We start from the raw sequence: 24,214 nt of genomic DNA on the forward strand, positions 1-24,214 counted from the left end.
GGGTGCACCTGCCAGGAAAGCGAACAGCCGACTAGCTCGTCGTCTCAAAGGGCCCTTGATGCCTTCAGCGTTTCACAGCCCCGAATTCTCCGGGGACGTTCCCCGCTTGATGTCGTCATGCTTCCACTCGAGGGTGTCCAGGTCGTCGCGATCGCCAGGGCTGGACCGCCGGGACCCGCTCACCCCAGACACCCAGCGGGCTACAAGCACTGCGACGGCACCAATGACGACCAACGCGCCAATTGTGAACCAATCCATGGTTGCCTCCCCTATCTACGGGGAGCATAGACCGCGGGTGTCGCGGATGAAAGGGGCCGTCGAACCCGTTGCGCAGCCTCGCCTCCGGTCACCGTGCCAGGCATCCCATAGCGATGATCAGTCGACCAGTTCGGCGGGTTCCGTGTAGGCGTATGCTCAACAACATGAAGAGCAACGACGCTCGAATCTGCCGTTACTGCGGCCAGCTTTCGCTTGTGCCCTCCGCGAGTAAGGATCCGAGAGAACCGCCCGGATGGAGCTGCAGCAACCCCGATTGTCAGAGCAAGCACGCCATTCAGCACATCGGCTGATCTTTGCCGCTCGCTCAGTGCAGCACCCCGACCGGGTCGGAAATCGCGTCCACAGCGCAGAAAAGGCCCCACCATTGGCGGGGCCCTCCCTACTGCTGACGCTATACCTTTTCGAGGGTACGGTCGGCTGCCACTTCCTCGGTCGCGCGGGTGCGCCGGCCGACTGGGAAGGTCCAGAATCTGTACTGCTCTGATGGGACCCGGCTCTCCGGGCGCCCCTCAGGAACAGTCTTTCGGGGATCTTCCTGGGCAGTTTCGGTCTGTACAGTCTTCTCGACATCTTCATGCCACGAGTAGCACATCACCAGCCTCCTTACGATTGGAAGTAGGTCAATCGTCCTCCCGTTGGGCGGAGTAGTCGACCCCTTTTCAGCTCATACCAAGCAACAGGCGTCTTGCGCCGCAGACGTCAACTGCCCAGACGCCCCTCGGCGCGCAGCCGCTCGGTCAGAACATCCAGCATGGCAACCTGCCCGCGCACCAGCTTCACCCGGGCTTCCGCCAGCCCGACCCACCGCGCGTCGTCCACCTCAGGAAAGTCCCGCAATACACCCGATCCCTTTGGCCACTCCAGCTCGAATGTGTTACTCACCAGCCGATCAACGGCGAAGTCAGTTTCCGCCGCGAACACCGTCACCACTTTGCCCGACCGTTGCCGGAACTCCCCCAGGCTCGCATAGTGCGCGTCAGGTGCCGGCACACCGATTTCCTCCTCAAACTCCCGCCGAGCCGCTACAAACGGGTCTGCGCCCGACTCGTACTCGCCCTTGGGAATCGACCAGGCGGCCGCCTGCTTCCGTGCCCAGAACGGGCCTCCCATGTGGGCGATCCACACCTGCGGCTCCCCCGCATCCGTCAGCCGATACAGCAGGATCCCCGCGCTCTGCGCCACCATCGGCTCTTTCTCCAATCACTCTTCTCGGGCCTCGAGTCCTTCGGTTAGGAGGTCCACTTCGTTGGTATCGGGCGGAACGGCAATTGACATGTTCGATGAAACCACGACGCTACCCGGAGGTGGGACTACCAGCGGTGCGGGTCCGAGAGGGCACACGCCGTTTAATGGCGCCTAGTGCGCTCTCCTTCACAGCGGGTCCGGATGAGCGCCGTCGAGAGTTTTTAGCACGCTTCGCGGATCGTCACCGGAGATGATTCCCACGGCGGCCAGAAAGTTGCCCGCGGCCCGCCGCCGCTTCCGTCTGGCCTGGTGGGCGAGTTGCACGAAGAACGCCGTCTGAGTTCGCGTGTTTCCATCTCTGGAGGCGTGGCCCCTGATTCAGCTCTCCCCGTCGAGGTGATGACCCGCGGCACCGTTGATGCCGTCGATGCGAGCCATGCGTTCGTCGATCTCGGCCCCGGTTGGTCGAGCTATCGGTGCGCTGCTATCAGCCATGGATAACCTTTTGTTCAGTCTCAGAGCCGCAGACGCGGGAAAGAATCCCCCGAGGAGCAGATGCTCCCCGGGGGATTTAGTGTTACCGGCACAGGCTCAGGAGCCTGTAGCACGGGCTAGGCGCGCCGCCCGTTGGCAACGTGGCCCGTACCTCCATCCACCGTTGGTGGACGAGGGGGTTGTTGCGGGGCATACAGGTTACGGGCAGGGCACCTGCGTCCCACCACCATGGCCATTGCTGGTCCAGCAGACACCGTTGTTGCTTCCGGGAGGAACAACACCGCCTCCGCCGCGTGGCCGGGGTGCGGGCGGGGTGTAACTGCCACCGCCACCGCTGCTGGGCGGTTTGCTGTATCCGCCGCCGCTGCTCTTCTTGGTGCCTCCACGGGAGGATCCAGAGCTTCCGCCACCGGAGTTCTGGCGGGCAGCCGCCTGGCGAGCTGCTTCTTCGGCAGCTTTCCGAGCAGCCTCGGCCTCAGCGGCAACGCGCGCGGCTTCCTTCTCAGCTGCGATGCGCGCGGCTTCGATCTCGGCAGCGATGCGGGCGGCTTCTTCGGTCTGGAACACGGCGAAGTCGTCAGTCAGCGCGGTGACGCTCGCGTCGAGCGCCTTCGCAGCAGTCTTGACCTTCGCCGTCGCGGCCGTGATGGACGTGACGTCGTCACGCGAGGTGCACTCGGTGAGGATCGTGTTGGCCTTGCCGAGGGCAGAACCACTGTCGGTCACGCCGGCGATGAGTTCAGCACCGCTCGGGCGGGCAGGGACCGCTTCGACGGCAGCAACGGCAGCGACGCCTTCGCTTGCGTCGACAGCTGGCACGGCCTCGACGGCTTCGGCTCCAGGACGGTCGGCGTACTTGCGGCTCTTTTCGGCTTCAGCCGGGAGAGTGGTGCTTTCCACGGCCTCGAGCGCGTCGGATGCCGACGTGAAGGACGCCTTCGCGGCCTTGGTCGCCTTGGCGTCCTCCTTCAGGACCGCGACGCACTGGCGGTCGGTCTCTTTGGCGTACGCACTGACCGCGCCGACGGAGACGAGGCCTCCGGCGAGGATCAGCACCGCCGCGATAAGGAAGGCAAGGTGCTTCTTGCCATACTTCGGCGACGTCGTGTTCTTGTTACTGATCTCGTCAGTCATGGTCATCATCTCCTTCTGGGGATAGTTGGTGGGTGGTTGAGGGGAAGTGCCCGTGTTCACTATCGGCTGTGCACCGAGCCCGGACAGGAGGCCCAGAGGCTCGATTTGTTGAGTTCGGCGTCCTCTTGAGCGCGCGCGAAAGGCCGGCGGTTGTTCGGGATGTATCCGAAGCCGCCACGGAGGAGATCCTCGTGTGAATCCTTGACGCACGGGATCAACACAGCGAGCCCATTGCCACGTAGTCAATCGGTACCGGCTGGCGTCAAACACGCTGCAAATGCGCGCATCGACTCGAGGCCTCAAAGCCAACGACTTCTGGCGGCAACAGCAATAGGCGACGCACTCTTCACAATTGCCGAGCTCGTCCGCTGCGGCTCGAACTCAGCGATGCTGTAGGCGGATGGTCGTCGGCGCGCTCACCGGAGCACGCGTTGCGAGACGGCCGTGTTCTTGGCCACTCTCCAAGCACACAAACCTTATTGATCGTCAGGTGCCGCAGACAGGCGCGAGGGTACAGCGCGGCGGCATTCACGCGCTCGAGGTCGTAGGCGTGGCAGCCGCCGCGACGACGACGACGACGACATTCCAATCCAGCGCGAGAATGTTCCAGTGAGTTAACCCGGTGTGCACGACGCGCGCTGCTCGGCGAACCGGACCCATTCCGGAAGGTCCGCCGCAAATGCGCGGGTAACCGTCCGGTCAGAAGTGATGGTCCAGTCGACGTCGCCGCGCACTTCTGGCTCGAACTTGTGCCATTCGAACCAGTTAATCATCTTCAGCTTCGGGAAGCGTTCCGGAATATCGGCCGCGAAGATCTGCCACCACCATGCCTGCTTGATCGCCAACTCCCCCGCCGCGTCACCGCGGTTTACGACGAGCGCCGCAGTCTCGGGGATCGCGACCAGCTTCTGGCGTTTCTCTCCGTACTCGGCGTAGAAGTCGGGCACAGCGGAGTCGTCCCCGGCGAGGCCTCGATATTGGCCGGTCAGTTGAGCGACGAATTTGCCGTCTTCAGGCAGCTCATTCTCACCCCACGGATGCGCGGAGCCCCAGTGATAAAGCGACATGCCGACCCAGTCAACGGCGTCGTCACCGGGATAGTACGGCGCGTAAGGGTCATCGGTCATCCCGACCGTGCCGTCACCGTTCGTATCGAGGGCGGCGAAGTGGGCCGTGCCACGCTTGGCCTCAAATGCGCCGCCAGCGAAAGGGTAGCCACCAGCGTAGTTGGGTGCCCACATCATGGATGTCGCGTCCAGGGAGTCCCTGAGGCCACTACTCACGGTCCGGAAAGCATGAATGTACGCCTCCGGTTGCTGGCCCCAGGCATACCAGGAACCGTTCATTTCGTGGCCGAACCGAACGACCACAGTTGTTCCGGTCGCCTCCACCGGTGCGAGGACATCGGCCAAGTCATCGACGGATTCCGTGGTCACAGTGTCCAGCCCGCCCTTCGGCTCTAAGGTAAGCAGCAGAGTTCCGCCGGCACGCTGAACCTGGTGTACCGCAGCCGTCAGATTCTTCACATCCATCTCCCGGAGCGGGAAATCAACGAACGACACAGCTACGGCCGGCTCCTCGCCGATCGCCTGTCCGAACTCGAGCAGCGATTGATTCGCCCAATCCGGATTGACGCCGAACAGCACACCGTGACCGGGAGCGAGCTCGTCCAATGTCAGCGCCTCGCACGGCGGAAGCGATGTCGGACCGGAGCATCCCCCTAAAGCGAAGGCAAGCGCGACGACGGGAACGGCGCGAAGCGCCCGGGTGAAAAGCATTCCTCGACGCTACAACGATGGAGGATGGTAACGATCCATGCTGTCACAGCGCTCGAGAAGGAGCTCGGCATCCGTCTCACCCAACGTCAAGGGCGCGGAGTCGTACTGACGGCTGCGGGCGCGGCGCTCGCTGTGCACGGTCACGACATCCTCGACCGCCTCTCACTCGCGGAACTCGAACTTGAAGCACTCCGCGCCGGCACCGTAGGCCGGTACACGCTCAACGCGTTCCCCTCCGCCGCGCGCACCTTCGTCGCCGAAACCTGTCGGCGAATTCGTAGCGGCGACGGGCCCGCACTCGACCTACGGGTCATTACGGCTGAGCCGGATGCAGCCGTCGAGGCGCTCGCCTCGGGTAACACCGACCTGGCTGTCATCCACTCCTACTCGAACGTGCCGCGCGACCTCGCCGGTGGCCTCAGCTCGCGACCGCTAGGAAGCGAACCGGTTTGGCTCGCGGCGCCGGCCGCCGGTCTCGGCGACGGTTCGACGAGGACGATTGAACTGACCGATTTCGCGACCACGTCGTGGATCGCCCCGACCGCCGACCTAACCTGCTTCACAATGATGGAACGCGCCTGCGGCCTCGCTGGGTTCCGCCCTCGCATCGTGGCGGAATCGATGGATTTCGCTGTGCAACTCGAACTCGTCGCGGCAGGAGTCGGCGTCGCGCTGGTGCCCGCGCTCACCGTCGCGCACCTACCGGCCGGTGTCGAACTCCTCGAGCTCACCGTGCCGGTTCGGCGGAGCATCCACCTCGCCGCCCGCACCCCTGACTTCAACGACCCGGGCATTCTCAATCTCGCCAGCATCCTCGCCGACACGGCTTGCCCCCACCTTCCGATTCGTCCTCTCGCGGCCTGACCCGCGCGCCGCGGCGCGAACGCCTGCGCGGCCCTCGGCCCGACCGTCGGACGTCACCACAGGGTTGTCCAGATCCGCGCGGAAGCTGGCCGCTCTCCATACGACCGCCCATCGTCGGCGACCTCGACCTCACTTTCCAGGGCATGGATCTCTCGTCCGATCGCGGACTCCAGATGCTGGTGTTCTCCGCTGACCCCGGCTCGTCCTCACACGACGGCCTGCAACTGCTGTCGAACTTGTCCAGCACACAGAACGCTTCCGCGCCGGAAGTTGCGGCGGACGCCACACGGCGACCGCGTGACTGAATACGCAACCCCTGAGGATCGTCTTCCGAGATCCAGAGCATCTCTCGGATCGTGGTAAACGGGCAGCGCCACCAGCGAGGAACCACCGACGCGACCGTCATCCTCGACAAAGGCATCCAGACCACATCGACGGCATCAGCTGTGCACTCAAACTCGATGACGCCGAACACTCACACGTCTACGACCTCGGCGTAGAATTGGGGAAACGAGGAGATGAGATGGCACGCGCCAACGAGTTGACGGATGAACCCGACATCGCCGACTTCGACTTCGCTCGGGTTCTTGCCGCTGTCGCAGATCCGGTGCGCCTCAGCATCCTGAGGCAACTGGCCGACGCCCACACGGCGCTTAATTGCGGAGCTTTCGAATTGCCGGTGAAAGCGCCAACGGCAACCCATCACTTCACGGCGCTGCGACAGGCTGGCGTCCTGCATCAGTACTATGTCGGCTCATCAAGAATGAACCTCCTCCGCTTTGACGACATGGAGCAGGCTTACCCCGGCTTCCTGCCCTCCGTGATCGCAGCCTCGGCGATGCACCGATAACTATTCAGCGCCGATAACCGCCCCTGCGTCGACCCCTCCGCGGTAACCCGCACAGGGTAGGCACGTTTGCACCAGTTTCGTCTGGCTGCGAAACGGGCGCATTCAGTTAGTTGTCATGGCATCGCGTGGTTGGGCGGCCCAGCTGCGCGCCAAGTCAAGAGCGTCCGCCGAGGGTGATCCTGGTTCTGCAGGTAAGTCGCGACGATGATGCCGCTCCTGGAGGGCAGCATCAGAGTCTCGTACGAGAGCGTGCCTGCTTTGCTCTGAGACCAACGGGGCCGATGAATAGAGCAAAGCCCGCAGACCTAAACTTCTACGGGACCGCAGGGCACAACACTGAGCGAGCCATCCGGAGTCGTTGAAGACGAACTCTGCCCGATCTCCGCAGCGGGACGACGGATGCTGCTCGTCGCCATCCCGGCGGAAGTCACCGATTGGCGCTGGGTCGACCCCCGCGCGCGGCGCGTGTCCCTCCCGGTTACGCCATCCGTGTTCAGCCCGTGGCTGGTGCTGCAGTTGAAGCAGCTAGCGGGGCTGACGCTGCTGGATCAGTCGCGCACGCGGGCAGGCACGAGCGCGACCTCCTGTGCCACGCTCTCGGCCGGGTCCCCTTCAAGCATGGCGATCAGTGTGCGGGCGCAGATCGCTCCAGTCTCCACCGGATCGACATCGAGGTAGGCAACGCGCGAGTCGGCCCCGACGGCTTTCGAGTTCCCGGTAACCGACACCTGCACGTCACCCGGGATGCTGAGTCCTAACTCGGCAGCCGCGTTGGTGATGGCGCTGCAATAGGTCTCGTTGAGGCAGTGCACCGCGTTCACTTCGTTCAGAGTGGCGGAGAGGATTTCACGGGCGGCGTCCATCGGCGCCTGGCCCGGAGCAAGCGATACGACCCGCGACGCCACCCCGCGGCGGGCGCACCAGCGCTCGTAGGCCCCGATCGTCGAGACGGTGTACTCATCCAGCCGCGGGCCGACGAACAGCGCAGGGCGTAGTGTCGCCTCGCGGGACTGACGGGCCAGGTGGTCGAGCATGTCGGGTATCGCCTGCGCCATATCGGAGTGCACGCTGGCCAGCTGGGCGCCCGGCTTCGGCTGGTAGCCGCCATCGGTGACCACGGCGCGGCCGTTCTCCAGGCTCTGCTCCACGATCGGGTCCCCGGGAAGAGGGTCGACAACGATCACTCCGTCTAGGGGCAGATAGGTTTCGATTCGACCGTCGACGCTACTGGGCGCGGCCGAGATCGAATATCCGTGTTCCACTGCCTCGATGGCGGCGCCGGCAATGATGCTGCGGTAATAGGGCATGTAGGTCTGTTCCCAGACCGCCGAGTCGCGGTAGCTGACGACGATACCGATCACCCGCGACCTGCCGGAGCGCAGTGCCTGACCGATCGCGTTCGGCCGGTAGCCAAGTTTCGACCCCACCTCGAGCACCCGCTCCCTGGTGGCAGCGGCGACTTCACCCTTGTTGTTGTAGACCTGCGAAACCGTCGCCGTGGAGACGCCAGCGGCCTTCGCGACATCCTGAATGCCGATCTTCTTGTTCGAAACCGTGCTCACCGCTCCGCCTGCTCCTGCCGTCGACCACCCATCTTGACGGAGGGTGCGATTACTGAATACTATCGGCTGCCGCCTAAAACGATTTAGGTATGAGGAGAGGAATGCAATGACGCACACCCCACGACTGCTCGTCCCCGCTGCAGCGATCGCAGCGCTTCTATTATTCAGCGGATGCAGCGCATCAGCGGAAGGAGAAGTCCTGGAGAGCGGAAACCCCGCCTCATACGGTGACTGCGAACTCACCGGCGCCAGGGGCGAGTACACCCTGGAGACCAAGACCGAAGGCACCCTACTGGTGAAGGCAGACCTGCCGAGCCCCGGCTGGTACAACGGCGACACGGTCGAAGACATCCGCAGCGGCTTCGACTTCTGCCTGCTCGTGAACATCGCGCACCGCGCCGGCATCGACAACGTCAAGCTGCAGATGGCGTCATTCGACGGCCTCGTCGCAGGCAAGGCCGGCGACATGGACCTGTCACTCAACCAGATCACCATCACCGACGAACGCCGCCAAGTCATGGACTTCTCCGACCCGTACTTCCAGTCGACGGCGGGCGTGCTGGTCAAGAAGGGGGCGGATGTCACCGAGTCGACCCTCTCGAGCAGTCACCTCGGCGTGAAGCAGGGCACCGTCGGGCAGCTGCTGGTCGCCGACGTCATCAAGCCGGAGAAGGCGGCATCCGTCTTCCCCGGAGACCCGGAGATGCAGGCAGCCGTACTCGCCGGGAACGTCGACGCGGGCATCCAGGATCTCAGCATCGTGCTGGGCGCTGCGACGCAGTCGGGCGGCAAGCTCGAGGTGGTGGGCCAGGTCCTCACCGATGAGGCGTACGGGATCATGATGGAGAAGGGCTCCCCCAACCTCGACACGATCAACAAGATCCTCGCCGACCTGAAGGCCGATCGCACCCTGGACAAGCTCAGCGCGGAGTACCTCGTGGATGCCTACGGCGTCGACCCGGCAAGCATCCCGGTATGGGACGTCAAGTGACGCTGAAAACTCCCCCGGTTGCGCGACCCCTCGGGGTCGCGCAACCCTCCCCGGTGGGCACGGCACGCACGCTGCTGCTGGCAGGAGTGCTGCTGTGCCTCCTCACCGTCGGGATGACCGGGTTCGCCGCCTACCTGACCATCACCGTCGCCGAGACAGGTGTGTGGAAGACCGCCCTCGGCGCCGCCACCCTGGTCGTGGTGGTCCTGGCCCTTCTCACGGCGCGGCCTCTGATCAGTGGGTTCCGGCAACAGGTCGCCAGCACGACAGCCGCCGAGGCAGGCGACCTCGTCTCAGCCCGGAAGTTCCGTGCTCGCGCCGCCCAGTCGGGCTGGACCGCGCTCGGCTCCTGCCTCCCGCTCATGTTCATCGCCACGTTTACGATGTTCCTCCTTGCAAACGACCATGCCGTGCAGACAACGTTCTTCGACGCGCAGTTCATGGCGCAAAGCGTGGGCGACGTGACCGTGGCGTTTGGGGAGAACATCAAGATCGCCCTGCTCGCCGAGGCGTTCGTGCTCGTCTGGGCGCTCGTCATCGCGCTGGCCCGGCTGGCGCCATCGAAGGCGGGGCGGCCGCTGAGGTGGCTGGCCACCGCGTACGTCGACGTCTTCCGCGCCATCCCGTCGATCATCGTGATCTACCTGGTCGGCTTCGGCCTTCCGCTGGCTGGTGTGCCGATCCTCAGCGAGATGGGGCCGATGTGGTCCGCCGTCCTCGCCCTCACCCTCACCTATGGCGCCTACGTGGCCGAGGTGTACCGGGCCGGCATCGAAGGCATCCACTGGTCACAGGTTTCCGCCGCCCGTTCACTCGGACTCTCCTACGGTAAAACTATGCGGCACGTGATCGTGCCTCAGGCGGTTCGCAAGGTGACCCCGCCGCTGCTGAACGATTTCATCGGGCTGCAGAAGGACACTGCTTTGGTCACCATCATTGGAACGGTCGACGCGTTCACACAGGCGAAGATGTACTCCAGCAACTACTTCAACCTGTCATCGGTGACGGTGGTCGCGATCCTGTTCATCATCATCACAATCCCGCAGACCCGCTTCGTCGACCGGCTCCTCGAGCGCGACGCACGCCGCCAATTGAGCAAGGGATAGTCATGGCTTTTCTCGAACTGAACGATGTCGAAAAGTCCTACGCCACCAACCCGGTGCTGCGCGGCATCACCCTGCATGTGGCCAAGCACCAGGTGGTGTGCCTGATCGGCGCATCCGGCTGCGGAAAGTCGACGCTACTTCGCTGCGTCAACGCACTGGAAGACATCCAGGGCGGAGACATCAGGCTGGATGGCGACGTGGTCTCCGGGGAGGGCATCGACGTCAACTCGCTCCGCCGCAAAGTGGGCATCGTGTTCCAGAGCTTCAACCTTTTTCCCCACATGACCGTGCTGCAGAACGTCACCCTGTCGCCCATCCGGGTGCTGGGGGTGCCGCGGGCGGATGCCGAGAAGCAGGCGATCGCGCTGCTCACCCGGGTCGGACTCGCCGAGAAAGCGGATGCCTACCCTGACCAGTTGTCGGGCGGGCAGCAGCAGCGCGTCGCCATCGTCCGGGCGCTCGCCATGAACCCGGAGGTGCTGCTGCTCGATGAGATCACGTCAGCCCTCGACCCTGAACTGGTCGCCGAGGTGCTCAACATCGTGCGGGACCTCGCCGCGGACGGCCTGACCATCCTGATGGCAACGCATGAGATGTCGTTCGCGCGCGAGGTGGCGGACACGGTCGCATACATCCACGAAGGCACCGTGCTCGAGCAGGGACCGCCCGCGGACATCTTCGGTGCGCCACAGCATGAACGCACCCAGGCGTTCCTGAAGAAGATTATTGAAGCGGGAAGGCTGTGAGAGTGACCACAGTATTGGTCGTGGAGCACGAGTCGAATGCCGGCGTCGGCCTGGTCGGCGAACGCATCCGTGCCGCCGGGGCAGCGCTGGACGTGGTGGGGCCTGAGGCGGGGCGAGACATCCCGTTGACCGCAGACGGCTACAATGGCGTCGTGGTCCTCGGCGGAACGCCGGGCCCCACGGATGACGTCACCGCCGAGTGGCTGCCACGCGTGCGAACTCTGATCGCTCACTGCCTGGACACCGAGGTGCCGTTCCTCGGAATCTGCCTCGGAGCCGAGCTCCTAGCCGTCGTCGCGAACGGTGTGGTCGGCCCGGTGCGCAACGGCGCCGAGGTCGGACTGACCGAACTGGCACTCACGGCGGCTGCCGAGGACGACCCGCTCCTGGGCGGCCTGACCGGCCAGCTCAGGGCTTTGCAATGGCACACACTGGAAGTGCACGAACTTCCGCCGGGCGTGGTGTCGCTGTGCTCCAGTGACCGGTGCCCGAACCAGGCGTTCCGGGTCGGGGCCACGGCCTGGGGACTGCAGTTCCACCTGGAGGCATTGGCGGCGACCGCCGAGGAGTGGGCCGGCGAGGACAGCGAGGATCTGCGCTCGGTCGGGCTGACCGGATCTGAGGTGGTTGCGCGGATGCAGGAGCACGAGGTTTCGCTGCGTGACACGTGGTCGACTGTGGCTGACCGCTGGATGTCGCTGGTCGTCAGCGCGGCTGACCAATTGGCGGAGCCAGCATCCGAAGTACTGAACTCGCACGCGCGCCGCTCGTGACGCCATCGGGAGCGAGCCGTTGCTATAAAACGAGGGTGGACCGGTCCAGCCGATTCAGGGATGCCGCGTGAGCGGCGCAATTTGAAGTAGGGCGGACGGGACTTGAACCCGTGACCGACGGATGGCGACGGATCGCTTCCGACGACTGGCCGTGGACGCTGAAACCTCGACTGATTTGGATCTGACCGGGAGTCCGCGGATAACGCCTCATATGGTCGATCGGTGGCAGTCCGGTGCGCGAGCCTGGCCTTCCCTGCTCGGCTCTACCCCGCTGCCAGCGGATGTAGCGCTGGTGCTCGCTCGGACGGCGGGAATATTTCGGCGAGGAATCCTGCCGGGTGCGGTACCGTGGCGCTTCCGGCGAAACAGAAGGATCAGGGATGGCTGCACGAATCCGTTGGCGTGGCGCCCGTCCACGCTGGAACCCCCGTCAGCTCTTGTGGTGGCTGTGGCCCGAACTGCCCGCATCATGGTCGCAGGTGCCGGAACGGCTGCTGCCCGCCGTCACCCAGATTGCCCGACTCACCATTGCAGCGGTGGTCGCGTACGTCATCGCGGACGCCTTGTTTCCGGGCATTCTCGACCTCACGGCCCCCCTTACGGCGCTCCTCGTTGTACAAGTTTCCACGGTGGGCACGCTGCTCATGGGATTGGTGCGGGTCGGGGCGGTTTTGACCGGCGTGCTTGTCGCGGTGGCCGTCACTACGTTCCTAGGGCTCACGTGGTGGAGCCTCGCTTTGGTAATGGCCGCGTCCCTCACGATCGCCTATCTTCTGCGCCTCGGCGACCAAACGCTGGAGGCGCCGATCAGCGGGATGCTCATCCTTGCGGTGTCAGCACCCGGAGTTGCCGCTGAAGTGCGGGTGGCGAACACACTGATCGGCACGGCCGTCGGGGTCGCCTTCAGCCTGATTGCACCGATCGCCATTCCGAACGCGCGGGCCAGTCAGGCAGTACGCCGCGTCATCCGATCCCAAGCTGCGCTGTTGAATGAGGTCGCCTCGACTCTCGGGGATCGTGCTCCGCATCCCGAGGAGGTGACCGCCTGGACCGAGTGGATCGGTGACATCGCCGCAGAGTTGCGTGCCGCAGCAGCCGCGGTGGAAGCGGCCAGGGAGAGCCGGCGTCTCAATCCGCGGGCACTCGCCACCGCTACAGTCCACCCTGGCCTCGCGTCAGCCGTCGGGAGGCTAGACCGGTCGCTCGCCGCGGAGCGGATCCTCATCGCCGCGATCGGACGACAGGCTCCCGTCCACTCCGGCAGCTCATCCGGTCCGTTGGAAGCCGAACTGCGGCGCGCCTTCGCAGTAGCACTCGATGACGTTGCCAACAGTCTGCGCGCATTCGGTGACCTGGTTCAAGCAGAGTACGAGGACGCAAAAGCGGACCGTTCAGAGGAGGCGTTCGAGCGGACGCTGGAGGCCGTGCGCGAGGCGCGAGCCGTGATAACGGAACTCGCCCTCATCGACGTGGACCCGCGCGGGCAGGCCGAGCTATGGATCCTGCACAGCTCGGTGCTTGCCGCGCTCGAGCAGGTTGTGGCACAACTCGACGTCGACGTCGACGTCGCGCGTACGGGTCGCAGAACGGAGCCTTGGGTCGCGCGTCGGTTGCTTCCGATGATTCGCCTGCCTCGCGCCAGCCGTCCGGATCACAGAAAGCCAAAGGGACTCGGCCCGAACAGGTAGTCGTCAGACGGGGCGCCAGTCCCATGAACTTCGCCGCATGACAGTGAGAATCCTCGACGGAGCCACTCACACGACTATCCGACAGGTTCTGGTACCGCATCGGCGAGACTTCGGCAGGGTCGAAGACAACGGCCAGAACATCGATCTCACCGAGGAGTGAGGCTGCGAGCTTCTGTAATGTTTCCTCGACTTCTAACCCCACAGGTCAGCGGTGGTCAATACCCAACCGCTGCGAGACCGGCATTTGCCTGCTCCGGGGTGAACTGCGACCCGTACTGGCTAGTCAGCTGCTCATAAAGTCCGTCGCGGCTGAACGAGCTGTATTCCAAGTAGGACTTCGCTTGCTCCGCAGCCTCGGCGTTCCAATCGGGGGCAAGGTAGTCCACCGCCCACGTCGCCACGTCCAATGGGTAGCCCGAGCCGTACTGGCTGCCCAGTTGGTTATGGATCCCTGTCAGCTGAACGCTAGCCCGAGCCGTCCAAGCAACCCGGAGTCTCCGGTTCGCACTCACCGACGCCTTGCTCTTCGAGAAACCAAGCCGGCAGATCATCACGGCTGGGGCTGATCGAGAAGACGTTGGAATCGATGAGCGGGTATCCACTACTGGTCTCCGCATAGAAGTTCGGTGCCGTGGAGCTTCGGAAGTCGGCCATCTGATTTGGTGCATCGGTAACGCTTCCCGTGTACGGCTGAAGGAACGATCCTGACGAGTCCGTCAGCCGATTGGCTGGGTCGCAAACACCATTTACGCCCCAGGCGTAGGCGTGGAAACGCGTGCTGTGGTCTGCCTGTGGGCCGATGATTTCGGCGTAGATCACCGGGCCACCACCTGAGCCTTCACCCGGATAACTGATGGTCACGGCATCGGGCTGGGTGTTATTGATGCTGGACAACGAGTCGGAGTTGAGCGAGGCGGTCGTGAATCCGGGCGTCGTGAACGACGGATGGAATCCACCGTCGCAGCTGAGGACACTCAACATCACGACTTCTTCCGAGTCATCGACAAGGGCAGATACGACAAACTTTTCTTGGATATAGAGGCGATAGCTGACGATCTCGGTCAGGTCAGCACCACGTTGGACGCTGCCCTCGTGGGTCGTCGATGGCTCTCCGAGGATTTGCGTCAGTCGGTCGCCGCTCAACCCGGCAGCCAACGGTTCGAGCATCTCGTAGTCCTCGTAGTTGGTCCACGTTGCTCTCAGATAGGTTCCGGCAGCGAAGATGACCAGGATGGCCGAGATGAGTCCTGCGATGGCGAGTACCGATTTGGTGATCCGTCGCATGACGAACCAAGTGGGCCACGCGGACCGCCACAACCACGGTCGCTCGTAGCTGGGGATTTTGTCGTAGTCGTTCGAATCGTCTGACACATTGGCCCCCGGTGAACGCGATCGATGACTCCGATTAACGAGAGGATCCTCCGAGCGGCGCCCGGCGGCCAGCCATCGAGGGCGTGTCCTGATTCTCGCCTCACCGCATCCCATCACGGAAGGCAAGTGGCGCACAATCCCTCGCGTGGAGGTTCGGCGTAGCGTCCGAGCGTAGGCCCTGATCTTGGAGGTTGGACTGAAGACATGACGCAGCGCTGATCACGGTGGCTCATCCGTGCTGACGTTCGTCGTTGTCCCTTGACCTGTTCAAGGGACGGTCACCGTGAATGCCCTCGTTACCCGAAAGTGCGTACTTCCGTGCTCCAAGAACATGAATTACGGTAACTGAGTTACCAGCAGGAAGTAGAGAGGCGATCATGGCACGAATCACCGTCCTCGGAGGCACCGGATACGCCGGAGCAGCGGTCGTTGCGGAAGCGGCTGCGCGTGGGCACCAGGTCACCTCGGTCAGCCGTTCAGAGCCGGCGACGCGCATCGAGGGCGTCGACTACGTGATCGGCTCGGCCTTGGACGCTGACATCCTCGACGCCGTTCTACCCGGCCGTGATGTCATCTACTCGGCACTTGCCCCGCGCGGCGAGATGGCCGGCAAGCTCGAAGGGGTGGTGGACGTGCTTATCTCCCGCCTCGCTGGAACGCCCACCCGCCTCGGCTACACCGGGGGCGCGTCGTCGCTGCACACGGAAGAAGGCGGTCCGACGCTTTGGGAAGTCTCCAAAGACCACCTCCCCGCCGAGGTGAAGCCCGAGGTCGAAACCGGCATCACCGTCTACGCGGCACTTCAGGCGTCGCCCGAGTCGCTCGACTGGTTCTACGTGAGCCCGCCCGCCGAGTTCGGCTCATGGCTCGACACCCCTGACAAGGGCAGCTATGTGCTCGGAGGTGACGTGCTCTTGAAGGATTCCGACGGCAACTCGACCATCTCAGCGGCCGACCTTGCGATCGCCGTGGTCGACGAGATCGAAACACCCACCCACCATCGAGCGCGGTTTACAGCCATCCACTAGGCGGTCCCGTAAAAGCTCCAACACGTCCAGGCGCCAGCGGCTGTCAACGCCCCGAATAGTGACTCCAAGGGAACCCCTGTCGGGACATTCGAGCGGGAAGGGCAGGGCACATGAGGCGGTCGACCTATTAGTAGCGCGTAGCTGCGAGCGGAAGCCGCGTCGCCCGTCGCGCGGGGACGTATTCTTGACTCTGCCGTCGAGTAGCCTCATTCCCATATTGGTTCTGGGAGCCACCGTCAGATTTCCAGCGATTGTCTGAAGCAAGATCTCGGCTTACTCGAAGTGGAGTGCGGAATGCTGGCATGGTTTCCCCCCGAAAGTCGACTGGCGTTTCAAGCTAACAGGCGGAACGGATGCAATCCGGAACTTTGCCCTGACACTGGGGGTACTGCGATTGAGTGTTCCGCGAGTGGTTTGCTCCTTTGCATCCGGGCTCGGAGGGGCTTGCGGCGACTCGCTACTCAACCCTTAATGGGACCGCTCAGCGGCACGCGTCCGGTATGTTCAAGGCATGAATGACGAGGAGGCAACGGCTGACGAGCGGTCGAGGGATTTGCAACGTCTCCGTATGCTCCTAGTTGTCGTGGGCGTCCTTGGAATGATGTGGACGTTAGGAGTCGGCGGTGCCGCCGCTAGCCACGGAGGTTTTGAACATGGATGCATCGTCGGAGGACCATTCCCTTCCTCGTCGCCGCAAACCTTATCCATAGACGGTGGGCCGGAACGGGCTTACCTCTCCTTGTGGCCATTCGGGCGCGCCTGCGACTGGAAACGCTCGGACGGACCGGGCGTTGTAACGGCGTTGCCGGACTGGACACAGACCGGTGGTTTCCTTGCTTGCGGTGCGATGGCGATAGCCGGGGGCTTCTTGATCGGCCGAACCAAAGAAGGGGCAAGGTCCGTCGAGGCGAACGCCAGCTAGCTGGGAAGAGCGCGACCGGGACCGGAGACGATCTGACGCCGAAGGACACTGCCTATCTTCGCCTGCCCATGCGCACGGGCCGGACTCTCATCGGGAACCCTCTACGGGAACGCTTGCAGGCACTCGTAACGAGTGAAATCGCTTGGCGAAGGCCGGACTTCGTGGCGCCGAATGCGTCGTTCCGACGAGCGTTAGACGAAGTTACCGCCATCGTGGGTTGTGCGTCTACGTGTCTTCTGAGTCACGCGGAGCCGAGGCATCCAATTGCGTGTGTCCGCCGGTGCCCTCGACGGTCGGGTTTGTGAACGGGACAGCGCCGAGAACCTCCGAGGAGGTGCGGACAGGCCCGACCGTGCGCCGACGCAGCGGGTCGCGGCGCAGGTCGACGTAGAGCGACACGCACAGGCCGATGATGATCAGAACGAACGGGCTCGCCGCCAGAATCGTGAATGTCTGCAATGCGCCCAGCCCACCCACAAACAGCAGAACCGCCGCGACGGCGCCGGTAAGGACTGCCCAGAAGATCACCAGGGGTTTCCAGGGCTCTTTGCGGCCGCGACTCGAGAGCGTCCCGAGAACGAGAGCACCGGCATCCGCTCCACTGACGAAGAACACCGCAGTTAGCACCATCACCAGCAACGCAGACCCGATAAAGAACGGGTACTGCTGCAACGCCGCGAAAAACGCTGCCGCCTCGCTGCCTGTGCTGGCGATGTCCACACCGTTCAGCTGCAGATTCAGGCCCGCCCCACCGAAGACCACGAACCAGATGATGCTGACCGCCGTCGGCACCAATAGCACGCCGAGAATGAACTCGCGAATGGTGCGGCCGCGGGAGATCCGGGCGATGAACGTGCCGACAAACGGGGTCCAGGAGATCCACCAAGCCCAGTAGAAGATCGTCCAGCTCGCCAGCCAGTCGCCGCCGCCGAACACTGCCGAGTGGAAACTCATTGGAACGAGGTCGGTCAGGTACGCCCCGAGCGATGACGGCAGCAGGTTCAGGATGAACACCGTCGGGCCGACCACGAAGACGAACGCCAGGAGCACGGCGGACAGCACCATATTTGTGTTGCTCAGCCATCTGATCCCCTTCGCGATCCCACTCGCAGCGGAGAATACGACGCCGACGGTTAGCACACAGATGATGATGATTGGCATAGCCGTTCCCGGGTTGTCAGCGAACTCCCCTGTGCTCAGCAGTGAGATGCCGGCTGCGATCTGCAGCGCCCCTAGCCCGAGCGACGTCGCCGACCCGAACTTGGTGCAGATGATCGCCAGGATGTCGATCGGCTTGCCCCACCCTTTGGTCTCGATTCGCTCCTTGCCGAAAATGGCCTGGAACGGGGAGCTCATCAGATTGCCGCGGCCCATCCGGTATGTCGAGTAGGCCAAGGCCAGACCGACCACCGAGTAGATCGCCCACGGATGGAGCCCCCAGTGGAAGAAGGTGTACGCCATGGCCGCGTTGGCGGCATCCGCACTGTTCGGCGCCGCGTCGACGAATGGCGGGGGCGAAGCTAGATGAGTGACCGGCTCGTACACGCCGAAGAACATCAGCCCGATCCCCATGCCCGCACTGAACATCATCGCGACCCACGAGAGCGTCGAAAACTCGGTGCCCTGCCCTTCGCGCGAGAGCGGGATGCTGCCATACCTGCCGAACGCCAGTACCAAGGAGAAGATGACGAAGCCCGATGCGCCGAGGATGAACAGCCAGCCGGCGTTGCCGGTGACCCACCCGAGAGCGGATGCCGCGGCGTCACCCACTGCTTCGGTGAACAACACTCCGAGTAGGCAGACCACCACGATGATGCCGGCGGACACGCCGAAGACCGTCTTGTCGACCGTGGCCCATCCCGTCCGGGCGCGATCGTTCACTGCGTCCCCGATTGAAGACTCGATGTCGTCGTCGGATAGGCCCTTAGACATGTCCCTCCTCGCTGACCGAACACCTGCCGATCGACCCTCCGTGCAGAAAGAGGCCTACGTGCGAAGAATCTGCGCTCGGCTGCCCATAAAACTACGCGGACGCGGGGGAGATTACTATAGTTGCCGCTATGGCTGCACTCGACAACTTCGGATCGCCTGAACAGGCGTTGTACGCCGGCGACTCTGGGCGCACCACCTTCGGCCGGCACGGCGACGTTGCAAAGACCGACGTGCGTGTTGCCGCCTACGAAGACTGTGACGAGGCTAACGCTGCGGTGAGCGTAGTGATGGCGGTGAGTGGCCTGCCGATCGGAATCACGTCCACTCTCGCAAGCGTACAGAACGACCTGTTCGATATGGTCGCCGACCTGGCGGTTCCGCTGGACGATCCCGAGCCAGCTACCGCACGCATCCGCGAATCGCACCTCACTCGCCTCGAACGCGCGGTCGATCATTTTGCGCAGGAAGCCACCGATCTCAGCGGATTCGTCCTGCCCGGCGGCACGGTCGCGGCAGCGCTGCTCTATCAGGCACGTGCCGTCGTGCGTCGCGCCGAGCGCACAGTCTGGGCCGCGGTGGAAACGCACCCGGAGTCGGTCAACCCGTTGTGTGCGCGTTATCTGAACCGGTTGTCATCGCTGTTGTTCGTGTTGGCCCGGGGTGCGAATACCGAGCACGGCGACGAGCAGTGGGTGCCCGAGGCGACGGCGACGGCCATGGCTTCGGAAGACGACGGCGGTGACTTGTCGCGGGCGCGGACAGTGAACGGGGATGACGATAGCGCGACACAGTCGCGCCACGATTTCGAGCCCTGAAAAAGCGAGTTGAGCGAGGGCTTGAGAACGCCCGTGAGCTGCGGACGACGCTGTCTTCCAGATCAAGAATGATTGTGCTCTCGTGGTTCCGTGCCACGGGGCGGGCTGGTGCAGAATGAGCAGGTCGAGCGAGTCCACACCTAGCTTGCGGGTGCTGAAGCTCTCGACCAAGAGCGAGAAGTCCCGCAAGATGTGGGCGGAGCAGAAGGTGGGCTTCCACCGAACCGGCGTGAGAGCATTTCACCATCCAGCGGTCGGTGAGTTCGAGCTCACGTTCCAGGCCATGCATCTTCCTGGAGATCAGAGCCTGACTCTCTTTGCGTACCCCGCCGAACCCGGAACACCGGCAGCCGATGCGTTGAAACTAGCACTTGTCACCGGGCTCAAGCACTACCTCGGCCCTTTCGAGGCGTACGCCGCGGGAGAAATGCCTGATACTCCCTTCCGGGAGGAAGCCGCCAGGCTCGACACCCCGAACTTCTACTACGCGCAGGAGGATGAACTCTTCGCTGCGGCCGCACTCCAGGGGTTCACCTGGTCGGTGCATCGATCGCACACCGTCATCGGCCACGCCGTCGGCAATGCGATGAACATGGGTTTGACCATCGCCGTCCAGGCGACTTTAGCGAAACACCTCGATCTGCCATTCGCCTTCCCCGGCAGCGCGGCTCAATGGAACGGTCTCACTGACATGACCGATGCGGGGGTCCTCGCTGAGCAGATGGTCTGGGCTGCGACCGAGACCGCTGGGCGAAACGAGGCGTTCAACATTGTCAACGGAGACGTCTTTCGCTGGCGTTGGATGTGGCCACGGCTCGCCGACCTCCTCGGCGTGCCTGCAGAACAGGTCATCGGGTTTGAGAAGCGAGCGCGGCCGCTGGAGGTACAAATGGCAGAGCACGTTCATCACTGGCCGGCGATCGCAACCGAGTATGGCCTTGTCGAGAGTGATATATCCCGGCTCGCCTCGTGGTGGCACACAGATGCTGATCTGGGACGGGAGATGGAAGTCGTAACGGATATGGGCAAGAGCCGCGCCGCGGGGTTCCTCAGCTTCCGTCGGACGGACCAGGCGTTCGCCGAGCTCTTCGATCGCTATCGAGCAGACCGCCTCATTCCCTGAGCGGGCCGCGGAGGACATGCAGCCGAGCCCTGAACCCTACGGCGATGCCCGAGCGGCAGACTACGACGTTAAGACTCGAATCGGCGCGCATGAGCACCCGACAAGGACTTTCCGAGAACGAAGGATAGAGACTTCACCATGGACTAGCTGACGAGTATGAACACTCGACTCTCGATTTATCGTGGATAAGCGGTAAATAAACGTTCAACGCATCGGGGCGTCCAGCTCATCCGCCATACAGTAGGTCCTGTTCAGCGCCGGTTTCTGCATACTTCTCGAGACTTGAACCCGTAATCCACGACTCAAGTCTCGTAGCAATCAGCTAGATACAAAGACCCGATCAGAGAGCAATTTTAAGTAGGGCGGACGGGACTTGAACCCGTGACCGACGGATTATGAGTCCGCTGCTCTAACCAGCTGAGCTACCGCCCCGAACGGTGTCTATTGGTCAGACACCTGGATGGGAATCGACTCCGTTACGGGGTCTGTCACCGATTCTCCACGATACAGGCTCTCGAACGTCGACAGCGTCCGCTGGATGTCGTGCGCCTTGATCATCCGAAGCGACTCGCGTTTCATCGCAAGAATCTTCTCCGGTGACGCGGTGAGAACATCCGTCAACCGGGCTGCGAGTTCAGCGACGTTTCCCGGCTCGAAGAGGTAACCATTCTCGTCATCGTGCACCAGGTGCGGGAGGGCCATCGCGTTCGCGGCGACCACGGGGAGGGCGGATGCCATCGCCTCCATCGTCACGATGCTCTGAAGCTCAGCAATCGACGGCATCGCGAGCACTGTGGCGCGAGTGTAGGTGGATCGGAGTTCCTCGTCGCTGACATACCCGGTGAAGGTCACCCGGTCGCCAAGCCCCAGCTGCGCGGCAAGGTTCTCTAGGTTGCGCTTCTGGTCGCCCCCACCGACGATCTCGAGCTTCGCATCAAGCGAAGGATCGAGTGTGGCGAACGCCTTGATGAGCACATCGATCTGCTTCTCACCGGTGACCCGGCCGACGAACAAGATGCGGTTCTCGGTGCGCGGCTCGAAGTTCGGCGTGTACATGTGCGCGTCGATGCCACAGGAAATGGCGTGGACACCACTCAGGCCGGTGTACTTCTCAAGGAAGTCGGCCGCACGGCGCGTCGGCGTGGTGACGGCTTCGGCCAGGTTGAGGTTTCCGCGGGCGAGCTTCCACGCCCAGCGCACGAGTGCCTCGCGGTACCGTTCGGGCAGGAGCGAGAACTCCAGCGCGTTCTCGGGCATGAGGTGATTGGTCGCGACGATCCGGATGCCACGCTTGCTGGCCGCGTTCGATAGGCCGCGCCCGACGATGACATAAGACTGCGAGTGGATCACATCGGGCTTCACCGCGTCGATGATGCGTGCCGCGTTGCGGTTGACGGCCCAGGGCAGAGCAAAACGAAGCCAGTCGTGCGGGTACCACCGCCAGCTCTTTAGCCGGTGCACGGTCATCTGCTGGCCCTCGTGCGTCTCCGTCCAGGTGCCGCGCCTGCTCGACGCCGCCGGAGCGACGACGTGCACTTCGTGTCCACGCGCGACCATCCCCGCTGCCAGACGCTCGGCGAAGCGGGCAGCACCGTTCACATCGGGCGCGAAGGTGTCGGCCCCAATGATGATGCGCATCGGTCGTTTGCCGTCTGGTGGGGTGATTGTCGGACGGGTGCCGGTCGGATTCAGTGCGTCGGGCAAGGTGGGCTTTTCCTCCGTCATCGGCCGGTGCACGAGCATCCGGCCACATCCCCTGGCTGATGGCCTCCCGGGATCGGTCGGTTCATTCTAACCGGCGGCCAGCCCGTCGCGCAGGACACCGGCGCGCGTGCCGCGAATCGCAAGGACGCCTCGTTTTCGGGGAATAAGCGGCTCGGAGGTCGATCCGGGCCGTCGTCGATCGTTCTCCTAGTAGCGGTCCGATATCCGGGCCACTACCCTGACCACCCAGGAGAAAGGAACTCCCATGCGCTACGCACTTCTGTTGAACAACCCCGAACCAACCGATGTCGGGATCACCGAGGAAGACATGGAGCCGGCGCGCGCCGCGTTCGATGCGTATGCCAAGTCGCTCGAAGAGGCAGGCGTGCTCCTGTCGGTGGACATCCTCCAGCCGGTCGCTTCGTCCACCACCCTGACGTTGCGAAACGGCAGCCTACAGATTCAGGACGGGCCGTTCGCCGACACGAAAGAGAAGCTCAACGGTGTCTTCGTCCTCGACGTTCCCGACCTCGATGCGGCGCTGGCGTGGGCCGAGAAATGCCCGGCAGCACAGTACGGCGTGATCGAGATTCGCCCCTCAGCACTCTTCTTCGCGGACGGGCAGTGGCAGAGCACGAGCTGACGGCCACAGCTGCAGCTGAGCACGTCGCCCGGAACTACTACGGGCGACTGCTCGCGCTCCTCGCAGCGGCCAACGGGGACATTCCATCGGCAGAAGATGCACTCTCCGACGCGCTGCTGCAGGCGCTGGCCACCTGGCCGGACGCGGGTGTCCCGGCGAACCCGGCTGGCTGGGTCTACTCGGTGGCCCGCAACCGCCTGCGGGACCGGTTCCGTTCAGCGGCCCACCGCACCTCAGTTCCGCTGGACAACCTCGACATCGGGAACAGCGATACCGACGAGGTCGATATCGACGCCATCCCCGACAAAAGGCTTGCACTGCTGTTCGCCTGCGCCCACCCAGCGATCGACCAGGCAATCCGTACACCGCTCATGCTGCAGACGGTGCTCGGGCTCGACGCCGACCGCATCGCTGCGGCGTTCGCGATCCCCGGACCGGCCATGGCCCAGCGACTGGTCCGCGCGAAGCGGCGAATCAGGGATGCTCGCATCCCGTTCCGAGTGCCGGACCGGTCCGAGATGCCCGCGCGGCTCGACGCGGTTCTCGAAGCGGTCTACGGCGCGTACGCCATCGACTGGCAGCTGATCGCAGGCGTCACGATTCGCGAGTCGCTGTCGGGAGAAGCCCTGTACCTGGCCGAGACCGTTGCTGAGCTCCTTCCGGACGAACCCGAAACCCTCGGCCTCGCCGGACTGCTCTCCCTATCGCTTTCTCGTTCCGCTGCTCGGACCCGGGCCGACGGGAGCCTGATACCCCTCGATCAGCAAGAAACCGCGCTGTGGGATGCTGCGCAGATTGAGCGCGGCGAGCAGTACCTCCGGCGGGCGCATGCGCTGGGGAGAATCGGCCGGTTCCAGTTGGAAGCTGCGATCCAGTCGGTGCACTGCGCCCGGGCGCGAACCGGAACGACGGACTGGGCAACGCTTCGGTTATTTCACGAGGCACTGCTTCGCGTGGCACCGACGCTCGGCGCTGAAGTCTCCCTGGCGGCTGTGCTCGCCGAGTTGGACGGCCCCGATGCAGGGCTCGATTTCCTCGACGGGATTTCCGCAGCTGGCGTGAATCGGTTCCAGCCGGCATGGGCAACGCGAGCGCACCTTCTCGCCGCGGCCGGGCGGCCTGCCGAGGCAGCGGCTGCTTACGACAAGGCGATCTCCCTGACCGCTGACGGGCGGACGCGTGACTGGCTCCGCGATCGAGCCGACAAGGCGCGGCGGGGCTGAAA

General features: G+C 63.8%; 22 protein-coding genes and 1 tRNA gene. 13 read left to right on the forward strand and 10 right to left on the reverse strand.

All coding sequences use genetic code 11. The features are described from left to right. Nucleotides 1-72: 72 nt before the first annotated feature. The 4 genes from BM197_RS16345 to BM197_RS12295 form a co-directional block, all read right to left on the reverse strand. On the reverse strand, nucleotides 73-258 hold the full coding sequence (locus tag BM197_RS16345; protein ID WP_177216827.1) for a hypothetical protein: 186 nt from the start codon (nucleotides 256-258) through the stop codon (nucleotides 73-75). A gap of 720 nt (nucleotides 259-978) precedes the next feature. Further along, the gene (locus tag BM197_RS12285) at nucleotides 979-1,464 is read right to left on the reverse strand and encodes an NUDIX hydrolase (RefSeq protein WP_090711931.1); all 486 of its coding nucleotides are present in this window, start codon (nucleotides 1,462-1,464) and stop codon (nucleotides 979-981) included. Nucleotides 1,465-2,157: 693 nt separating this feature from the next. Continuing rightward, a complete protein-coding gene (locus BM197_RS12290; RefSeq protein WP_143095073.1) occupies nucleotides 2,158-3,093 on the reverse strand; it encodes a hypothetical protein in 936 nt (311 codons plus the stop codon). Nucleotides 3,094-3,707: 614 nt separating this feature from the next. Further along, nucleotides 3,708-4,739 (reverse strand): glycoside hydrolase family 26 protein, encoded by a 1,032-nt coding sequence (locus BM197_RS12295; RefSeq protein WP_245762525.1) that lies wholly within the window; start codon nucleotides 4,737-4,739, stop codon nucleotides 3,708-3,710. Between the two features lie 156 nt (nucleotides 4,740-4,895). Between BM197_RS12295 and BM197_RS12300 the strand changes: the two genes are divergently transcribed. Next, nucleotides 4,896-5,735 (forward strand): LysR family transcriptional regulator, encoded by an 840-nt coding sequence (locus BM197_RS12300; RefSeq protein ID WP_090711937.1) that lies wholly within the window; start codon nucleotides 4,896-4,898, stop codon nucleotides 5,733-5,735. Between the two features lie 523 nt (nucleotides 5,736-6,258). After that, nucleotides 6,259-6,585 (forward strand): ArsR/SmtB family transcription factor, encoded by a 327-nt coding sequence (locus BM197_RS12310; RefSeq protein WP_090711939.1) that lies wholly within the window; start codon nucleotides 6,259-6,261, stop codon nucleotides 6,583-6,585. 548 nt (nucleotides 6,586-7,133) lie between these two features. On the opposite strand, the gene BM197_RS16135 is transcribed toward BM197_RS12310, so the two are convergent. Next, nucleotides 7,134-8,147, reverse strand: a complete 1,014-nt coding sequence (locus BM197_RS16135; protein ID WP_177216828.1) for a LacI family DNA-binding transcriptional regulator — start codon at nucleotides 8,145-8,147, stop codon at nucleotides 7,134-7,136. Nucleotides 8,148-8,253: 106 nt separating this feature from the next. Here BM197_RS16135 and BM197_RS12320 point away from each other — a divergent pair, with 106 nt between their 5' ends. The 6 genes from BM197_RS12320 (at nucleotide 8,254) to BM197_RS16750 (ending at nucleotide 13,611) form a co-directional block, all read left to right on the forward strand. Continuing rightward, nucleotides 8,254-9,138 (forward strand): ABC transporter substrate-binding protein, encoded by an 885-nt coding sequence (locus tag BM197_RS12320; protein ID WP_090711943.1) that lies wholly within the window; start codon nucleotides 8,254-8,256, stop codon nucleotides 9,136-9,138. Beyond that, nucleotides 9,123-10,244, forward strand: a complete 1,122-nt coding sequence (locus tag BM197_RS12325; RefSeq protein ID WP_218151866.1) for an amino acid ABC transporter permease — start codon at nucleotides 9,123-9,125, stop codon at nucleotides 10,242-10,244. Before BM197_RS12320 ends, BM197_RS12325 begins: the two co-directional genes overlap by 16 nt. Nucleotides 10,245-10,246: 2 nt before the next feature. Beyond that, on the forward strand, nucleotides 10,247-10,990 hold the full coding sequence (locus BM197_RS12330) for an amino acid ABC transporter ATP-binding protein (protein WP_090711945.1): 744 nt from the start codon (nucleotides 10,247-10,249) through the stop codon (nucleotides 10,988-10,990). A gap of 2 nt (nucleotides 10,991-10,992) precedes the next feature. Next, the gene (locus tag BM197_RS12335) at nucleotides 10,993-11,763 is read left to right on the forward strand and encodes a type 1 glutamine amidotransferase (protein ID WP_090711947.1); all 771 of its coding nucleotides are present in this window, start codon (nucleotides 10,993-10,995) and stop codon (nucleotides 11,761-11,763) included. Nucleotides 11,764-12,143: 380 nt separating this feature from the next. Continuing rightward, the gene (locus BM197_RS12340) at nucleotides 12,144-13,451 is read left to right on the forward strand and encodes an FUSC family protein (protein ID WP_090711949.1); all 1,308 of its coding nucleotides are present in this window, start codon (nucleotides 12,144-12,146) and stop codon (nucleotides 13,449-13,451) included. A 37-nt stretch (nucleotides 13,452-13,488) separates the two neighbouring features. Continuing rightward, complete coding sequence (locus tag BM197_RS16750) at nucleotides 13,489-13,611, forward strand: hypothetical protein (RefSeq protein ID WP_281247436.1); 123 nt, start codon at nucleotides 13,489-13,491, stop codon at nucleotides 13,609-13,611. Nucleotides 13,612-13,666: 55 nt separating this feature from the next. On the opposite strand, the gene BM197_RS16480 is transcribed toward BM197_RS16750, so the two are convergent. Both BM197_RS16480 and BM197_RS16655 read right to left on the reverse strand, forming a co-directional pair. After that, complete coding sequence (locus BM197_RS16480; protein ID WP_245762535.1) at nucleotides 13,667-14,002, reverse strand: Ltp family lipoprotein; 336 nt, start codon at nucleotides 14,000-14,002, stop codon at nucleotides 13,667-13,669. Beyond that, entirely contained in the window at nucleotides 13,917-14,735 is an 819-nt protein-coding gene (locus BM197_RS16655; RefSeq protein WP_177216830.1) for an ETEC_3214 domain-containing protein, read from the reverse strand. The genes BM197_RS16480 and BM197_RS16655 overlap by 86 nt, the downstream gene beginning before the upstream one ends. Before the next feature lie 464 nt (nucleotides 14,736-15,199). Between BM197_RS16655 and BM197_RS12350 the strand changes: the two genes are divergently transcribed. Beyond that, nucleotides 15,200-15,850, forward strand: coding sequence for an NAD(P)-dependent oxidoreductase (locus BM197_RS12350; RefSeq protein ID WP_090711953.1), 651 nt, complete (start codon nucleotides 15,200-15,202; stop codon nucleotides 15,848-15,850). A 1,147-nt stretch (nucleotides 15,851-16,997) separates the two neighbouring features. On the opposite strand, the gene BM197_RS12355 is transcribed toward BM197_RS12350, so the two are convergent. Continuing rightward, nucleotides 16,998-18,704 carry a BCCT family transporter gene (locus tag BM197_RS12355; RefSeq protein ID WP_090711955.1) on the reverse strand — a complete coding sequence of 569 codons (1,707 nt, stop codon included), beginning with the start codon at nucleotides 18,702-18,704 and terminating at the stop codon, nucleotides 16,998-17,000. A gap of 128 nt (nucleotides 18,705-18,832) precedes the next feature. Here BM197_RS12355 and BM197_RS12360 point away from each other — a divergent pair, with 128 nt between their 5' ends. Both BM197_RS12360 and BM197_RS12365 read left to right on the forward strand, forming a co-directional pair. Then, nucleotides 18,833-19,519, forward strand: a complete 687-nt coding sequence (locus BM197_RS12360) for a cob(I)yrinic acid a,c-diamide adenosyltransferase (RefSeq protein ID WP_090711957.1) — start codon at nucleotides 18,833-18,835, stop codon at nucleotides 19,517-19,519. Between the two features lie 115 nt (nucleotides 19,520-19,634). Next, entirely contained in the window at nucleotides 19,635-20,642 is a 1,008-nt protein-coding gene (locus tag BM197_RS12365) for an MmyB family transcriptional regulator (protein WP_177216831.1), read from the forward strand. 358 nt (nucleotides 20,643-21,000) lie between these two features. Here BM197_RS12365 and BM197_RS12370 read toward each other — a convergent pair. Further along, a tRNA-Ile gene (locus BM197_RS12370) sits at nucleotides 21,001-21,074 on the reverse strand. Between the two features lie 9 nt (nucleotides 21,075-21,083). Then, the gene (locus tag BM197_RS12375; protein WP_425435724.1) at nucleotides 21,084-22,346 is read right to left on the reverse strand and encodes a glycosyltransferase; all 1,263 of its coding nucleotides are present in this window, start codon (nucleotides 22,344-22,346) and stop codon (nucleotides 21,084-21,086) included. Nucleotides 22,347-22,611: 265 nt separating this feature from the next. Between BM197_RS12375 and BM197_RS12380 the strand changes: the two genes are divergently transcribed. Both BM197_RS12380 and BM197_RS12385 read left to right on the forward strand, forming a co-directional pair. Continuing rightward, entirely contained in the window at nucleotides 22,612-22,989 is a 378-nt protein-coding gene (locus tag BM197_RS12380; RefSeq protein ID WP_090711959.1) for a YciI family protein, read from the forward strand. Beyond that, entirely contained in the window at nucleotides 22,971-24,212 is a 1,242-nt protein-coding gene (locus BM197_RS12385; RefSeq protein ID WP_245762526.1) for an RNA polymerase sigma factor, read from the forward strand. The genes BM197_RS12380 and BM197_RS12385 overlap by 19 nt, the downstream gene beginning before the upstream one ends. Nucleotides 24,213-24,214 lie beyond the last annotated feature (2 nt).

Origin of the sequence: Mycetocola miduiensis, assembly GCF_900115155.1 — a bacterium.
Taxonomy (GTDB): Bacteria; Actinomycetota; Actinomycetes; order Actinomycetales; family Microbacteriaceae; genus Mycetocola_A; species Mycetocola_A miduiensis.

Coding starts and splice junctions, on each gene's coding strand:
- BM197_RS12290 (WP_143095073.1), bottom strand. CDS start 3,093: ATGACTGACGAGATCAGTAACAAGAACACGACGTCGCCGAAGTATGGC.
- BM197_RS16480 (WP_245762535.1), bottom strand. CDS start 14,002: ATGATCTGCCGGCTTGGTTTCTCGAAGAGCAAGGCGTCGGTGAGTGCG.
- BM197_RS12365 (WP_177216831.1), top strand. CDS start 19,635: ATGAGCAGGTCGAGCGAGTCCACACCTAGCTTGCGGGTGCTGAAGCTC.
- BM197_RS12380 (WP_090711959.1), top strand. CDS start 22,612: ATGCGCTACGCACTTCTGTTGAACAACCCCGAACCAACCGATGTCGGG.
- BM197_RS12325 (WP_218151866.1), top strand. CDS start 9,123: ATGGGACGTCAAGTGACGCTGAAAACTCCCCCGGTTGCGCGACCCCTC.
- BM197_RS12350 (WP_090711953.1), top strand. CDS start 15,200: ATGGCACGAATCACCGTCCTCGGAGGCACCGGATACGCCGGAGCAGCG.
- BM197_RS16345 (WP_177216827.1), bottom strand. CDS start 258: ATGGATTGGTTCACAATTGGCGCGTTGGTCGTCATTGGTGCCGTCGCA.
- BM197_RS12330 (WP_090711945.1), top strand. CDS start 10,247: ATGGCTTTTCTCGAACTGAACGATGTCGAAAAGTCCTACGCCACCAAC.
- BM197_RS12300 (WP_090711937.1), top strand. CDS start 4,896: ATGGTAACGATCCATGCTGTCACAGCGCTCGAGAAGGAGCTCGGCATC.
- BM197_RS12285 (WP_090711931.1), bottom strand. CDS start 1,464: ATGGTGGCGCAGAGCGCGGGGATCCTGCTGTATCGGCTGACGGATGCG.
- BM197_RS12340 (WP_090711949.1), top strand. CDS start 12,144: ATGGCTGCACGAATCCGTTGGCGTGGCGCCCGTCCACGCTGGAACCCC.
- BM197_RS12355 (WP_090711955.1), bottom strand. CDS start 18,704: ATGTCTAAGGGCCTATCCGACGACGACATCGAGTCTTCAATCGGGGAC.
- BM197_RS12310 (WP_090711939.1), top strand. CDS start 6,259: ATGGCACGCGCCAACGAGTTGACGGATGAACCCGACATCGCCGACTTC.
- BM197_RS12320 (WP_090711943.1), top strand. CDS start 8,254: ATGACGCACACCCCACGACTGCTCGTCCCCGCTGCAGCGATCGCAGCG.
- BM197_RS12360 (WP_090711957.1), top strand. CDS start 18,833: ATGGCTGCACTCGACAACTTCGGATCGCCTGAACAGGCGTTGTACGCC.
- BM197_RS16655 (WP_177216830.1), bottom strand. CDS start 14,735: ATGCGACGGATCACCAAATCGGTACTCGCCATCGCAGGACTCATCTCG.
- BM197_RS16750 (WP_281247436.1), top strand. CDS start 13,489: ATGACAGTGAGAATCCTCGACGGAGCCACTCACACGACTATCCGACAG.